This is a genomic window from bacterium (assembly GCA_016702305.1).
GTDB lineage: Bacteria > Electryoneota > RPQS01 > RPQS01 > RPQS01 > JABWCQ01.
In genome coordinates this window covers 946,672-961,261 of record JADJEH010000001.1, presented here as the reverse complement: position 1 = coordinate 961,261, position 14,590 = coordinate 946,672, and the positions used below count along the sequence as shown (strand labels likewise).

General features: G+C 57.4%; 10 protein-coding genes. All 10 read left to right on the top strand.

The window, feature by feature from the left end; translation table 11 throughout:
• The first annotated feature begins 10 nt into the window (after nucleotides 1-10).
• The 10 genes from IPH10_04100 to IPH10_04055 are packed head-to-tail and all read left to right on the top strand — an operon-like array spanning nucleotide 11 to nucleotide 14,580.
• The gene (locus tag IPH10_04100; protein ID MBK6910103.1) at nucleotides 11-4,141 is read left to right on the top strand and encodes a hypothetical protein; all 4,131 of its coding nucleotides are present in this window, start codon (nucleotides 11-13) and stop codon (nucleotides 4,139-4,141) included.
• Nucleotides 4,142-6,445 carry an outer membrane protein assembly factor BamA gene (gene bamA / locus IPH10_04095; protein ID MBK6910102.1) on the top strand — a complete coding sequence of 768 codons (2,304 nt, stop codon included), beginning with the start codon at nucleotides 4,142-4,144 and terminating at the stop codon, nucleotides 6,443-6,445.
• A 23-nt stretch (nucleotides 6,446-6,468) separates the two neighbouring features.
• Nucleotides 6,469-6,984, top strand: coding sequence for an OmpH family outer membrane protein (locus tag IPH10_04090; GenBank protein MBK6910101.1), 516 nt, complete (start codon nucleotides 6,469-6,471; stop codon nucleotides 6,982-6,984).
• Between the two features lie 2 nt (nucleotides 6,985-6,986).
• Nucleotides 6,987-8,033 (top strand): UDP-3-O-(3-hydroxymyristoyl)glucosamine N-acyltransferase, encoded by a 1,047-nt coding sequence (gene lpxD / locus IPH10_04085; GenBank protein MBK6910100.1) that lies wholly within the window; start codon nucleotides 6,987-6,989, stop codon nucleotides 8,031-8,033.
• Nucleotides 8,023-9,420: a bifunctional UDP-3-O-[3-hydroxymyristoyl] N-acetylglucosamine deacetylase/3-hydroxyacyl-ACP dehydratase gene (locus IPH10_04080; GenBank protein ID MBK6910099.1), complete on the top strand. Its 1,398-nt coding sequence runs from the start codon at nucleotides 8,023-8,025 to the stop codon at nucleotides 9,418-9,420. Before lpxD ends, IPH10_04080 begins: the two co-directional genes overlap by 11 nt.
• Before the next feature lie 4 nt (nucleotides 9,421-9,424).
• Complete coding sequence (gene lpxA / locus IPH10_04075) at nucleotides 9,425-10,234, top strand: acyl-ACP--UDP-N-acetylglucosamine O-acyltransferase (protein ID MBK6910098.1); 810 nt, start codon at nucleotides 9,425-9,427, stop codon at nucleotides 10,232-10,234.
• Entirely contained in the window at nucleotides 10,234-10,986 is a 753-nt protein-coding gene (locus IPH10_04070; GenBank protein MBK6910097.1) for a hypothetical protein, read from the top strand. The genes lpxA and IPH10_04070 overlap by 1 nt, the downstream gene beginning before the upstream one ends.
• The gene (locus IPH10_04065; GenBank protein MBK6910096.1) at nucleotides 10,983-12,167 is read left to right on the top strand and encodes a 1-deoxy-D-xylulose-5-phosphate reductoisomerase; all 1,185 of its coding nucleotides are present in this window, start codon (nucleotides 10,983-10,985) and stop codon (nucleotides 12,165-12,167) included. Before IPH10_04070 ends, IPH10_04065 begins: the two co-directional genes overlap by 4 nt.
• Nucleotides 12,161-13,213, top strand: coding sequence for an RIP metalloprotease RseP (rseP, locus tag IPH10_04060; protein MBK6910095.1), 1,053 nt, complete (start codon nucleotides 12,161-12,163; stop codon nucleotides 13,211-13,213). Before IPH10_04065 ends, rseP begins: the two co-directional genes overlap by 7 nt.
• Nucleotides 13,210-14,580, top strand: coding sequence for a tetratricopeptide repeat protein (locus IPH10_04055; GenBank protein MBK6910094.1), 1,371 nt, complete (start codon nucleotides 13,210-13,212; stop codon nucleotides 14,578-14,580). Before rseP ends, IPH10_04055 begins: the two co-directional genes overlap by 4 nt.
• The last annotated feature ends 10 nt before the right edge of the window (nucleotides 14,581-14,590 follow it).

Below are 14,590 nucleotides of genomic sequence, written 5' to 3'. Positions count from 1 at the left end.
ACTGACTCGCATGCGAAAGCGCAGTTGGCGCCGCTTACTGTGGCTCGGCGGCGGCGGTTTGGCCGCGCTGGGCGTGCTGTTTTTGTTCTTTCCGAGCGCGTTACTGAACCAACGAGCGGCCGCAGGCTTAACGGACTATCTCGTCGGCCAGCTTGGCCCCGACGCGATGTGCGCAGAGGTGGACTTGAGTTGGCGCAGCGTGGTCTTGCGCGACGTAGTCCTGCCGCTGGATAAACGCGGCACTCAACTGTCGATTTCACGGATCGAAGTCGGCATTGACCCGCTAATCGTCTTGTCGCAGCCGGGCGAATATGAACGCATGGTTCGCAATATTCAACTGGTCAGTCCGAGACTTGAACTGGTAGTCGGCGGGCGAAGTGAGGGTCGAGCGGACAGCGGCCTCGTACCACAGGCGGTTTTTGATATTCTCGGCCGAGCCGACAGTCTGCGCGGGTTCGCGTTTGAGGATGGCCAGATCACTCTGCGCAACGCGGATTCAGCGATATTTCAAGCGCGGGGAATCCGCGGGAACGTGGTCCCTGACGGCGATCACTACAGCCTGATTGCGCGCGCGCAAAGCGAAACACCGGTGAAGCTTGACGCGCGATTGGATGGCGAGATTGCACCGCAGCGCAAGCATCTTGAGATCGTGGCCAGCGCCAGCTTGGCCGCGGGCGAGATTCCTGTGGCGGCAGGCGCGCTGGATTCGATAGGCTTTAACGACGCACAGGCCGAGGTGCGCTTGCGGCAGGATGGGGGCAAGGCCGTACTGTCGGCATGGGTGCAGGCCCGTGATGTTGAAGGGCGGATTGCCGGGCATTCGATCTTCGCGCCCGAGATTCGGGTTAATTTAGACAGCAGTATTGTACGCTGGGATTCGCTGCAACTACGGGGACCGGGTGTCGAGGCGCTGACGAGCGGGACGATTGCCCTGGCGGATTCGGAACGGCTCTTTGCGGTAGTGGACGCCGATATCTTGGTAGATCGCCTCAGTTCTGCGCTCGGGCAAGATGCGGTGCAGCTTAGCGGTTTTGGGCGGCTGCACGCGGATATTAGCGGGACATTGCGCGAGCCTGTTGCCCGAGCGTTGATCGCGGCGGACACTTTGACGATTGCAGGTGAGCAGCTGCGGGGGATCGCATTGGAAGCGTCAGCTGCCGGCAAGACAATCGAGCTCGTGCATGGCGCCATTCAATCGAACTACGGCACGCTTGACATCGCGGGCCGGTGGAATGGTACCCAAGCGCCGTTTGAGTTAACGGGCTTGCTCAAACCGCGACCGCTTCCGAAATTGTTTGGTCGCCAAAGCGCTTTGACAACTCTGGAGTTTGTGGCGAACGGGACGGTGGCAGAACCGGAATTGCGGTGGGTTGCCCGGGACAGTCTTGAACTTATCCTGGGGAGTGGGTACGCCACATACAGCAATGCGGCGTTGGCGCTTACTCTGGTTGATCCCACTGGTGCATCAGGGCGAGTTGTGTTGCGCACGGATAGCGGTAATGTAGTGGTGAGTGCGACGAACGCGCATGTTGTCGTACCGGTATTGTATCCGACCACGGCCGCGGTCTTGTCTCCCATAGAGGAACTGACCGTTGACTTTCAGGGAGACGCGGACGACGGTGAGGCGGCGGTGACACTGGAGAACCGTCCTGACAGCACGAGCATAGCGGCGCGAATCGTGCGCAGACTTGAGTTCGACGGGGCATACACTCGCGGTGACGATCAGTCCATTTACCTAAGCGGTAACTGGCGCGGTTTGTCCGGCGAAGGTCAGAGGTTCTTTGGTCAAGGCGATATCACGCTGTTTGAAGATTCGCTGACGATATCCGATTTCTATATTGACGAAGCGGGCTCACTGAGCGGCACGGTGAGAATTGACACACCGCGCGTAGATCTCAGTATGTCCATTGATCAATTGCCGCTTGCGCGCCTGCCGATGATGACCCGGGCCTCGGACAAATGGGGGCTGGGCGGCATGCTGTCAGGGGAGTTGACCGCGACGGGACCGATTTCGGCCATTGACTGGTACGCTGACGTGAGCCTGGTTGAGGGCGAAGCGCAAGGCGTGCCAGGATACTGGAGCTTGTTGACCGCGGAAGGGCAGAACGACCGCGTTTCTTCGATGTTCTTTTCATTTGGCCGAGGTACTCGCAGTATCGTGGAGGCGACGGGCGAGGTGAACATGGGGGCGAACAGTCTCGACGTGCGGGTGGAGTTTCCGACGTCGGACTGTGCTGACTTCATTCAAGCGCTATCCGGCAAGACGGGTTTGCTATCGGGCGATCTTGACGGCGAGATTCTGATCTTTGGTAAGTTGAACGCGCCGGAAGTTGTGGCATCCGTGACCGTCACGAATGGAGAACTGCTGGGCGAATTGACCGTGAATGAGTTCATGATCAATGCCGCTTTGACGACGGAACATGATGGCACGCGAGTCTTGGCCGTCCCGCAACTTGCCTTTGGCAAGGACGGGAAGTATAAGTTCACGGGGGAGCTATCGGCCGAGCCGCGGGCGGGCGGTCCGTTTCGCGCGTATATTGAGGGGAGCGGCGATTTTCTGAACATGCTGCAGCAGGTTGACGCAGAGTTCACATCAATGGGAAGCAATTGCAGTTTGCGTGCAGAAGTGGGTGGGACGTGGGAGGCACCCCGCTATATCGGGGGTGAGCTGCGGATTGCTGACGGGAACTTCACCTATCCGCCAGCGACGCCAGGACCCTTGGTGATGAATGCTCTGATCGGCGTGAACCGCGACGGCGTGGTAGACAGTGGCATGATACAAGTTGACGCGGATGAGGACTTCATCCGGCTCGACATGCTGCGAGCGGGTGATCCGCGCGTGGCATCTTTAGCTCCGTTGGTCATTCCGAAGCCCCGGATCGAACTTGGTATATTCTATTTAACGTCGTCGGCCGACGGTGTAAACGTGCGCCTACCGGGGTTCATGAAACCGGACTGGCTGGGCCGGCTAACGTTTGGAAGCGGGGAGTTTGCGGCGCTTACAATCTCGGCCTATGATTCGACTCGTTTGCGAATTGCTGGCGAAGCCGATGTGCGCGATGCGCGGTTTACCTTTCCGTTTCTGTCGTACGGTGGCGGGCGGATGCGTCCGGTCACGAAGTGGCTGGTGGATCGGTTGTACGAAGCGTGGTGGGACATTGACATTTCAATGGGCAGCGGATCTCACTACGACGTAGAGATTACAGGATTTCGCGACTCCGAGCTGTTTACGCGCATGGGGAACAACCCGATTCTGGCGACGTTGGCTGAGTACGTGGATCACATTTCGCTGGATGCTGTCGTGACGCCGACCGAGACTCCATTGGTGATGGAGGGCGCCATCGTGGATTCGAGCCTGCGGTTGTACGGGAAATTGGGCGGTTCGTCGGGCACGGCTGACTACCTTGATCAGACTTTCTGGGTACAGAAGCTCGTGGCCGAATTCGACGGGACGGACATTTTTCCAATCATCAGTGGCACGGCCGAGACCTACGGCGTGGACTCCGTGGGGCGGACGGTGCCGGTGCATCTGACGATTTACGAGATTGACCCCGAGACCAATACGCGCACGCCGTTTGGTAGGTTTGAAGATGTAACGTACGTTCTGGAGGCGGACGGATATCCTGACCAAGAGCAGGTGCTCGGTTTGCTGGGATATGACTTCACGAACATGCCGGAAGGCAAAGCGCAGCAGTTGCTCACGCGGACGGCATTTACGGCGGCAAAGCGTATTTGGTTGGATCCGATCTCGCGAAAACTTGAGCGCGCCACGAAGCTCGATCAGATTTCGCTGGCGCCGGGTGGTGGCGCGAGTCCGAGTATTTTCCGGCAGCAGCGCGAGGCGGTGTTGCGCGATACTCTTGAATCGTCGGGAGTCGTGCGATATCTGACCGGATCGAATGTGACGGTCGGAAAGTATTTCACGCGTGACCTGTTTGTGACTTACACGGGTGAGTTGGCGGAAGCGGCGGGGGAGATTGAGGGCGGTCGCCTTGGATTGGTGCATTATTGGAATTTGCAGTATCGCGTCGTGCCGGTCAGTCCGGATTTTGTATTGGATTTTGCAGTCGAGTATGACGAAGCCAGCCGACGCCGAGATGAATCGGTTGCGGTTACCTATTCGTTCGAGCTGGAGCCCTAAATGAGTTTGAGCAGGATAAAGTTCGTCTTGTTTGCGATCGTTCTGTGTGTGGCCGGCGCGGTACATGCGCAGGATCGGCTCCGTGTGCTCGGCATCTCAATAGAGGGCAACGAGACCACGGACGTTGGTCTGATCCGTGCACATTCGGGGATGGCGGTCGGCAAGGACATTAGCGGCGATGATATCCAGAGCGCCATCCGCCAATTGTGGAAGCTGAACCTGTTCAGCGACGTGCGCATAATCGAAGAGCGCAGCGCCGCCGACGGGGTCTATTTGCGAATAGACGTCAAGGAATACCGTCGACTTGATCGAGTGGATGTGAAGGGTAATCGTAAGCTAAAGGGTGAGGACCTAACGAAGCTGCTGACCTTGTCGAACGGCCAAGTCGTGCGGCCCGCAGATGTTACGCGGTTAAAGGAAGCGTTGGCCGACAAGTATGAAGAGATGGGGTACTTATTGGCCGAGATTCAGATTGAGCAAGATACGCTTGAAAGCAACGGCCGTTTGCGCGTAGACGTGGATATCCGCGAAGGTGATCGGGTTAAAGTGCGACGCGTCGAGTTCGAGGGCAACACGGCGTTCACAGACAAAAAACTGCGCAAAAAGATTCGCACGACCAAGAAGACATTTTTCCGATCGGGTGAATATAAGCGCGAGAAGATTGAAGAAGACAAACAGGGTCTGGCGGCTTTCTACCAGGAACAGGGCTATCGCGACGTGGAGATAGTCGGCGACACGGCGGTCTATACGCCCGATCGGCGCGGCCTTGTTCTAACCTATCGGTTGAGCGAAGGACCGATCTACAAATACGGCGCGTTTTCCTGGGAAGGCCAACGGCTGTTTACGGTGGACGAATTGAGCGAGAAGCTGCGTGTGCGGTCCGGTGACCGTTACAACCGAACGGAATTTGACCGCAGTTTGGCGGATATTGGATCGAAGTACTACGATCGCGGCTACATTTATGCGAGCGTCACGCCGGCCGAGACGGTTCGCGACAGCCAGGTCGTGGACATCGTTTTCCAAGTGACGGAGGGCAGCGAGTTTAAGGTCAATCAGATTTACGTCACGGGGAATACAAAAACCAAAGAGAAGGTCATTCGCCGGGAGTTGGTTCTCTATCCGGGTGAGACTTTTGACGTGTCCAAGTTGCGCCGCTCGATTCGTGAAGTTACCATTCTGAATTATTTTGCGAATGTCGTTCCGGATGTCGTGCCCATCTCGGACAATCTGGTAGACCTGTATATTGATGTTGAAGAAAAATCTACCGATCAGGCGAACGTGTCGGCGGGTTACAGCCAGCGCGACGGGTTCATTGGTTCCGTTGGTTTTCAGATGAACAACTTGCTGGGTAATGGCCAGCAGTTTGGCCTGGACTGGAATTTTGGCAAGGTCTATCGGTCATTCTCCATCAGTTTCACAGAGCCGTGGTTCCGCAACACGAGGACGCTGTTGGGTTTCAGTTTTTTTGACACTCATCGCGGCGGAAGCTACTACGGATTTGATGAGGACATCATCGGCGGCACTGTGCGCGTTGGACGGCGGCTGCGCTGGCCGGACGATTATTTCCGAATTGACTACATCTACCGCCTGGACCGGACGAAATATTCGAATTTCACGGAGGATTTCCGGGTAAGCAACCCTCGCGACCTCGTGGAAGACGAGGCGCGCGTGTCGTCAGGGCTCACGCAGTTGATTACGCGCGACAGCCGAAATGAAGCGGAATTCCCATCGTTGGGCTCTGTCAACACTCTGCGCATGGAAATGACAGGCGGTCCGCTGTTTGGAGATGACCAGTTTTTCAAGACTGAGTTGGGGACGCAATGGTATTCACCGCTGCTTGGCGGCTTGGTCTTGATGTCGGACACGAAAGTTGGCGCGGTTGAACAGTTGAGTGGAAGTCAGCGAGATATTCCTTACTTCGACTACTTTTTCATGGGTGGTTCGGGCTTGTCTTTGGGGACGAGCTTGCGCGGCTATGACGAGCGGGAAGTAGGCCCCCAACGAGCGGGATTTCCGGTCGGTGGCAAGACGATGTTTAAACAATCGCTCGAACTGCGCTATCCGATTGTGCGCAATCCGACGATCTACATGCTTGGCTTTGCCGAAGGTGGCAACGTGTGGTCGCGGTTTGAGGATACTAATCCGGGCGACCTGCGACGGTCGGTGGGTCTCGGGGCGCGTCTGTTCATGCCCTTCATCGGCATGATCGGCCTTGATTATGGATTCGGCTTTGATTACTACGACGAGCGCGGCATTCGTTCGGGCAAGTGGCTGCCGCATTTTCAGTTTGGCAGAACATTCTGATCATTCTTAGAGAAAGACAACCCATGACGAAACTCTACACTGCTCTCATATTAAGCGTCATCCTGGCGCTGCCGGTGCTGGCCAAAGAGATGAAGCTTGGCTACATTGATTCGGAAGCGATTCTGACTCAATACCCGGCTTATCAGGAAGCCCAGCGCAAGCTGCAGGAAGAAGAGCAGAAGTACATCGCGGAGGCTCAGGGCAAAGAGCAGACGCTATCGCTGATGGTGGACGAAATTGAGCAGCAGAGCTTGATGTTGTCAGCGGAGGCGCGCGCCGAACGCGAGCAGAAGATTATTGAGAAGCGCCGCGAGCTCGAACAGTACCGTCAAGAGACGTGGGGCGAGGGCGGAAAGCTCTACACGAAGAATATTGAGCTGTCGCGTCCGATTCTTGAGCGCATCAACCAGGTCATTGAGAAGGTGAGTCAGCAGGAAGGTTATGATATGGTGTTTGACGCTGCCGGCGGCAATATCGTATACGCTCAACCGCAGCATGACATCACGGAATTGGTGCTGGCCGAACTCAAGAAGGAATAACTGTGCCGACGATCAGCGCGGAACAACTGGCAGTGCTTGTGGGAGGGCGCTTGACGGGTGACGGCGCGCGGGAGCTGCGCGCCATCGCTCCGCTGGAGTCGGCCACGGAGACGTGTGTATCCTTCCTGTCGAACGCGCGGTACGCGCAACAGCTAAACCAGACGGGCGCGGGCGTCGTGCTGGTGGCGCGGGGCACCGTACGCGAGGGCGGCGACTATATTGAGACGACCGATCCCTATGGCGCATTCGTCACGGTGTTAGAGTTCTTCCATCCATCCAGCGGGCAGGCGGCGGGAGTACACCCAAGTGCGGTGATCGCGGCCAGCGCTCGTGTTGGCAAGAATGTCTCAATTGGTCCGCAATGTGTGATCGAAAACGATGCCGTGATTGGCGACGGCGCCGTGCTGTTAGCACAGGTGTATGTCGGTTCTGGCGCGGAAATCGGCGAGGGCACATATCTTCATTCCCATGTCAGCGTGTGCCACGGTTGCCGGCTTGGTCGGCGCGTGATCATACACTGCGGCACGGTGATCGGATCGGATGGATTTGGCTTCGCGCCCGACCAGGGGCGTTTCCGGAAGATCCCTCAGGTTGGAATCGTTGTGATTGAAGATGACGTCGAAATTGGCGCGAATACCACGGTTGACCGTGCGACCATGGGCGAGACGCGCATTGGACAGGGCACCAAGATTGACAATCTTGTGCAGATTGCGCACAATGTGAAGATCGGGAAGCACTGCGTTATCGCGGCCCAGGCGGGAATTTCGGGTTCAACGCAAATGGGCGACTACTGCCGCGTCGGCGGACAAGCGGGCTTCATCGGTCACATCAAGATTGGCGACGGTGCGGCGTTTGGCGCTCAGAGTGGCATTGCAGGCGACGTAGGAAACGGCGAAATTCTTTCGGGCAGCCCTGGGCGGCCGCATGGGTTGTGGAAACGCATTGAAGCGGCAATACCGCGTTTGCCGGAGCTCCTGCGGCGCGTCAGACGCATCGAAGAACATCTGGGAATCTCCCAGTCGTCTAAGGAGGAACGGGTTGAGCGATAAGCAACGGACGATTGGGAACGCAATCAGCGTCTCGGGCATCGGATTACATACGGGCAAGCCGGTTAGCATGACCTTTAAGCCCGCGGCTGTGGGTCATGGCGTCGTGTTTCAACGCATGGACAGTCCGGGTTCACCGTTGATCCCCGCGCTAGCCGACTATGTTACGGACATTGCGCGCGGGACCGTGCTGGGTATCGGGAATGTTCGGGTGCACACGGTTGAGCACGTCATGGCGGCGGTTGCGGGACTCGGGATTGACAACCTGCTGATCGAGCTGACGGACGAAGAGCCGCCGGCGCTGGATGGCAGTTCTTATCCTTTTATAGAAGCGCTGCGCAAGGCGGAGATTGTCGAGCAGGACGCCGAGCGCATCTATCTCGACCTCGAAAAGACGCTGACCTACCATGACGAGAAGTCGGCGATAGACATTGTCGTCGTGCCGTCCTCCGAGTTTCGCGTCACGTATATGATTGACTACCCGAACACGTTGTTGGGGACGCAGTATACATCCATGTATTCGATCAGCGAATTCGAGGAGGAATTTTCCAAGGCGCGCACATTCTGTCTGCTGTCGGAAATGCAGCACTTGAAAGAGCGCGGCCTGATTCGCGGCGGCAGTCTTGAAAACGCGGTTGTGTTCGTGGATCAGGACTTGCCTGAATCGGAATACAATGAGCTGAAGCACACCTTTCACTTTGATGGTGAGCTGAAACACAGCGGCGCGATTCTCGGCGACGGATCCTTGCGCTATCCGAACGAACCCGTGCGGCACAAGACCCTGGATCTCGTAGGTGACTTGGCGTTGGTCGGCGCTCCGATCCGCGGTCATGTTTTGGCGGCCCGCGCCGGGCACGCTTCGCACGTTGAGGTCGCAAAGATGCTGCGGCGGCTGCTCGAGGCACAAAAGGTTGCGCGTAAATACGGCGGCGGAAAGAGCGGTCAAGGCTATGTTTTCGATTCGGAGGCGATTGAGAATCTCCTGCCGCATAAATACCCGATGCTGCTCGTGGATCGCATACTTGAGCTTGTGCCGGGTGAGCGTGTTGTCGGTCTTAAGAACGTCACGCGCAACGAACCGTTCTTCAACGGGCATTTTCCGGGTCATCCCGTCATGCCCGGCGTCCTGATTGTTGAAGCGATGGGGCAGACCGGGGGAGTGCTTTTGTTGAACTCCGTTGAGAACGCTGACCGAAAAGTCGTTTATTTCATGGGACTCGAGAACGTGAAGTTTCGCAAGCCCGTTACTCCCGGCGATCAGGTTCGGTTTCATGTAGAGATGCTCTTGTTCCGCCGCGGTATCTGCAAGATGAAAGGGGAGGCTTACGTGGATCAGACGCTGGTCGCAGAGGCCGAAATGACAGCAGCAGTGATTGATAGACAAGGATAAGCACATGCCCAAGATTCACCCACAGGCAATCGTATCACCCAAAGCCCTTGTCGCGGACGATGTGATCATTGAAGCGTTCGCGGTGATTGACGATAACGTTGAAATCGGCTCAGGTACAACCATCGGCAGTTCCACGCGTCTGTTCGCAGGAACACATATCGGCAAGAACGTGCGTATATCGCCGATGGTCGCGATCGGCGGAGAGCCGCAAGACAAGAAATTCAGCGGGGAACCGACCAACGTCTTCATTGGCGACGATACGCAGATTCGCGAGTTCGTCACAGTCAGCCGCGGCACGGCGGCGACCGGCAAGACAACGGTCGGCTCGAATTGCCTGATCATGGCCTATGCACACATCGCGCACGATTGCGCCGTCGGTGACAACGTCATTTTGGCGAATTGTGTGCAGTTGGCGGGCCACGTTCATGTGGACGACTATGCGATCCTCGGCGGCATGGTTCCGGTTCATCAGTTCGTGCATATTGGACGCCACTGCATGATCGGCGGCGGATTTCGGGTTCCGAAAGACGTGCCGCCTTACGTGCTGGCGACCGGACATCCGCTGGCCTACACCGGTCTTAACGTGATCGGTTTGCGTCGGCGCGGCTATACGACGGACCAGATTCGCATGCTGAAGCAGCTCTACTTTGCGTTGTTTCAATCCGCCATGAACGTCAGTCAGGCTTTGGAGGAAATCGCGGATGTGCATGGTGACGATCCATTCGCTCAGGAGATTCTTGAGTTCGTTCGGATTTCCAAGCGCGGCCTGATGCCGGGACCGGCGCGGCGACATGAGCCGGAGGATATGGATTGATGCTTGCGATTCGGCAGGATGGCGCGATGCCGGGGCAGTGGCTCATGGACCGCGACGCGCAGGAACTTGAGCAAGCGGCAGCCGGGATATTGAGCGAACCTCGTGTGTCGTTTTATCAGTGGGAAGTCCCGACGCTGTCGCTGGGCTATCACCAAACCGAAGATAAGATTGACTACGACCGCCTGCGAATTCTGAATGTGCCAATGGTACGCAGACCAACCGGCGGAGCGGCGGTGCTGCACAGCGAAGAGTTGACTTATTCCATCGTCTTGCCCGGATTGGACGACTTGCGTACGGGATCGCTGGTTCTCGAGTATATAGGCCGCGCACTGACTGCGGCATTGCGAGAAATCGGCGTGGATGCGACGCTGGACGAACGCGGTGAGGCCCTGACGCCGCTTGCCAACCGGACGTCTTGCTTCGCGCGGACGTCGCGATGGGAAGTTGCCGTACATGGCAAGAAGATTGTGGGCAGCGCCCAGCGCCGGTTGGGCGGCGCGATTTTGCAGCACGGTTCGATCCTCACGGGACCCGATCATTTGCGCATCGTCGAGCTTCTCAAAGTCCGCGAGGACACGGAGCGCAGTCTACTGCGGGCGCGCCTGGCAAGCAAAGCGACCTGCGTCGGCGATGAGATTGGGCAGGGCGATCACGTTCAACGTCTTAGGTCTGCGTTAGAGGGGACGTTCGCGGCCGGATACCCTCACTTTGTTGAGAAGGTGGAGGGTTTGACGTTGGTGGCCCGGCATTGAAGCGAATTCTGCTGCAAGGTTCGACGGGTTCAATCGGATTGTCGGCACTTGACGTGCTTGCCGAACAGAACGAGCGATTTGCAGTGGTCGGCCTGTGTGCGGGGAGCAAGGAAGCAGAGTTGCTGGCACAGGCGGAGCGCTTGAAACCGGCGAGTATCGCCTTGCTGAAGTGCGCAGACGCCACAAGTTTTCGTGCGCGTGCTTCAGAGGTTGGAGTGGCTCGTTGTTACACCGGCCCCGACGCGTTTGTGGAGCAGGCCCGAGACGAGGAATATGATGTCCTGCTCAATGCGGTGATGGGCGGGGTCGGCATCAGGCCGACACTGGTCGCGCTCGAACGCGGCCATAACGTGGCGTTGGCGAATAAGGAAACGCTGGTGGCGGCGGGTGAGTTGGTTATGCACACGGCGCGCCTGCACAACGCGGCGGTCCTGCCTATTGACTCAGAACACAGTGCGCTGCAACAGTGCCTGGTTGGTGAACACATAGACGATGTCGCCCGCCTTTGGTTGACGACATCGGGCGGACCGTTTTTTGGGCAACGCCCTGGTGAACTATCCAATGTCACGGCGCGCGCAGCGTTGGCGCACCCGACCTGGCAAATGGGACCGAAAATCACGATTGACTCGGCCACGCTGTTCAACAAGGGGTTGGAAGTGATTGAAGCGTGCCGCCTTTTTGATCTCCCGGTAGCAAAAGTCGGCGTTGTGCGGCAGCGCGAGTCAGTGATCCACTCGCTGGTTGAATTCGTAGACGGTAGCTTCAAGGGGCAAATGTCCCGCCCGGACATGCGGCTGCCGATCTTGTACGCGCTCAGTTACCCTCGAAGATTCCCGAGCTCAATGGTTCGCGGTAATCCGGCGGATTGGGGCACTCTTCACCTTGAGCCCGTCGAGATTGCGGATTATCCGTGTCTGCGGCTGGCGTTTGAGGCGGTGGCGGCCGGCGGGACAACTCCCGCGGTGCTGTCCGCCGCGGATGAGATTGCGGTTCAGGCGTTTTTAGCGGATGAGATTCGATTTACAGACATCGCAGATGTTATAGATGCGACGATTACGGCCCATGAGCAGCAGCCTGCGGCGGATATTGAGACGATCCTCGCGGCGGATCGCTGGGCGCGCGATTTTGCTTCACGTGAAACCCGGCGGCGAGCGGAGCAACACACAACAGTTACATGCTGATCACTATACTCTCCTTCGTGCTGGTGGCAGGCGTCATCATCACGATTCACGAATTCGGTCATTTCATCGCGGCACGGCTCACGGGCATGCGCGTGAAGAAGTTCTCGATCGGCTTCCCGCCGCGTATCTTCACCAAGCAGATTGGCGAGACGGAGTTTTCGTTGTCGTGGATTCCGCTGGGAGGCTATGTTCAGATCGCCGGCATGGTGGACGAATCCATGGACAGTGAATCAGTTACGGGCGCACCGGACGAATTCATGTCAAAGAACCCGCTCCAGAAGATCTTTGTATTGTCCGCGGGCGTGATGATGAATTACGTAACAGCAATAGTGATCTTGTTTGGCCTTACGCTCGCGGTCGGTCTGCCGGAAGTGGGTCGCGCCGTCATTGGCGACGCGATTGCCGGTAAGCCTGCCGCCACCGCCGGCGTGCAGACGGGTGACGTTATCACCCAGATTGACGGGCAGCCGGTTGCCGTGTGGGAAGATGTCGTCAAGCATATTACAGTTTCCGGGGATACGGTGCGCTTGATCGTCGAGCGCAACGGACAAACGATGCCCATCTCGGTCGCGACGGAGCAGATTCCATCGGGCGACAGCACGCGTCGTGTGATCGGAATCGCGCCCAAGGTTGAATTCCGGAGCGCGGGGGTGCTAGAGGCCGGTAGCAGCGCTTTTATGTTCTGTTGGAACACCACGGCGAACCTCGGCGGGTTCATTGGCGACCTGGTCACAGGGAACGGGAGCCTATCGCAGCTTTCAGGTCCTGTCGGAGTCGCCCAACTATCGGGTGAGAGTGCGCGCCGTGGAGTCGGTGAATTTCTGTTCTTCATCGCGTTTGTGAGCGTTTCGATTGGGTTCTTGAACATATTGCCGTTTCCGGTGTTGGATGGCGGTCATATCGTGGTTGTGCTGATTGAAGCGATCATCCGGCGGCCGGTTCCAACTCGGGTGAAGTTGGCGATCCAGCAGGCAGGAATGGTTGCTTTGTTATTGCTCATCGTTGTGGTTTCATACCACGACATAATGCGGATTTTCGGCGGATGATGCGAACATTGCTTGGCCTTCTGATTTGCTGCACCTCGCTGTGGGCGGCGGATGACCTCGACAAGAATCCGGCGTCGGCAGATCCGCGGGCAGTTGAGCAGTTCATCAAGGGCAATACCGCTGCTGAACAAGGTAATCCATATCAGGCGATTTTTTTCTTTGAGGAGGCGATTCGTTTCGATCCCGGCTCTCCGTTCTTGTACGTTGCCTTGGCGGAACAGTATCTTGTCTTAGCGCAGGAGAATAATTCTTCGGAAGCGCTAACGCGGGCCGAGACGGCCTTGGCGATAGCTATGGAGTTGGACGGATCGCATGAACCGGCGTTGCAATTGAAAAGTCGGCTGCTCGCCGCGCAAGGTGATACGGCGGGCGCACTTGCGCTGTTGCGCCGACTTCTGAATGACCATCCGACAAGCCGCGACTACCGCGCCGAGATGCTGGCTTTGTGTCTGACAACGGGCGACTTTGACATCGTTGATTCCCTTTACGCGGTTGAACAGGCCCTGAATCCCGAACGCGACCTTGATTTGACGAAGCGTATCGTGGCGATTTATCTGATGACCGGACAGAGCGCGCGCTCGATCCCATACATGCAGGAGCTGCTTGCCGCGGATACCACCGACGCTCCGGTGACTTACACGTTAGCGACGCTCTATTTGCAAACGGAAGATACGACGAAAGCGGCTTTCTATGCCGAGCGCGCGATCGAGCTCGATTCGACGGATGCGCGCTTCTGGTATTTGAAGTTGGTGATGGTCTTTGATCAGGATCGTTTTGATGAGGTGCTCAGCATCGCTGCGCGCGCGCGCGCCGCGGCCGGAGAGGACGCCAAAACAGCGAATCTCGAAGGTCTGAGCTTCATGCGACTCGCGGATTCAACGCGGGCCGTTGAGCGCTTCACGCGCGCGCTGGAACTGGATTCGACACTCTATCCGGCGGCAGGTAGCTTGGGGCTGCTCTATGAGGCTCAGAACGAGCTTGATAAGGCCGTGTTCCACTACGAGTGGGCAATTCGGCTATCGGACAGCGCGGCGATATACATGAATAACTTGTCGTACAGTTTCGCGGTGCGCGGCATTGAGCTGGAGCACGCCATGGAGCTCGTGGATGCTGCGTTGGACAAGGAGCCTGAGAACCCATCGTTTCTGGATACAAAAGGCTGGATCTACTACAAGCTCGGTGACCACCGCCAGGCGTTGCAGTGGATTAAGCGCGCCCTGAAGCACGAACAGAGCGCGCCGCTGCACGAACATGTAGGCGACATTTATACGGCGATGAACAAGCCGTCGCAGGCGCGAGCCAGTTTCGAACGCGCTTTGGAACTTGACCCGCGCTCCGAATCGGTGCGCGCAAAACTTGGGCAATAGAGTTCTTTTC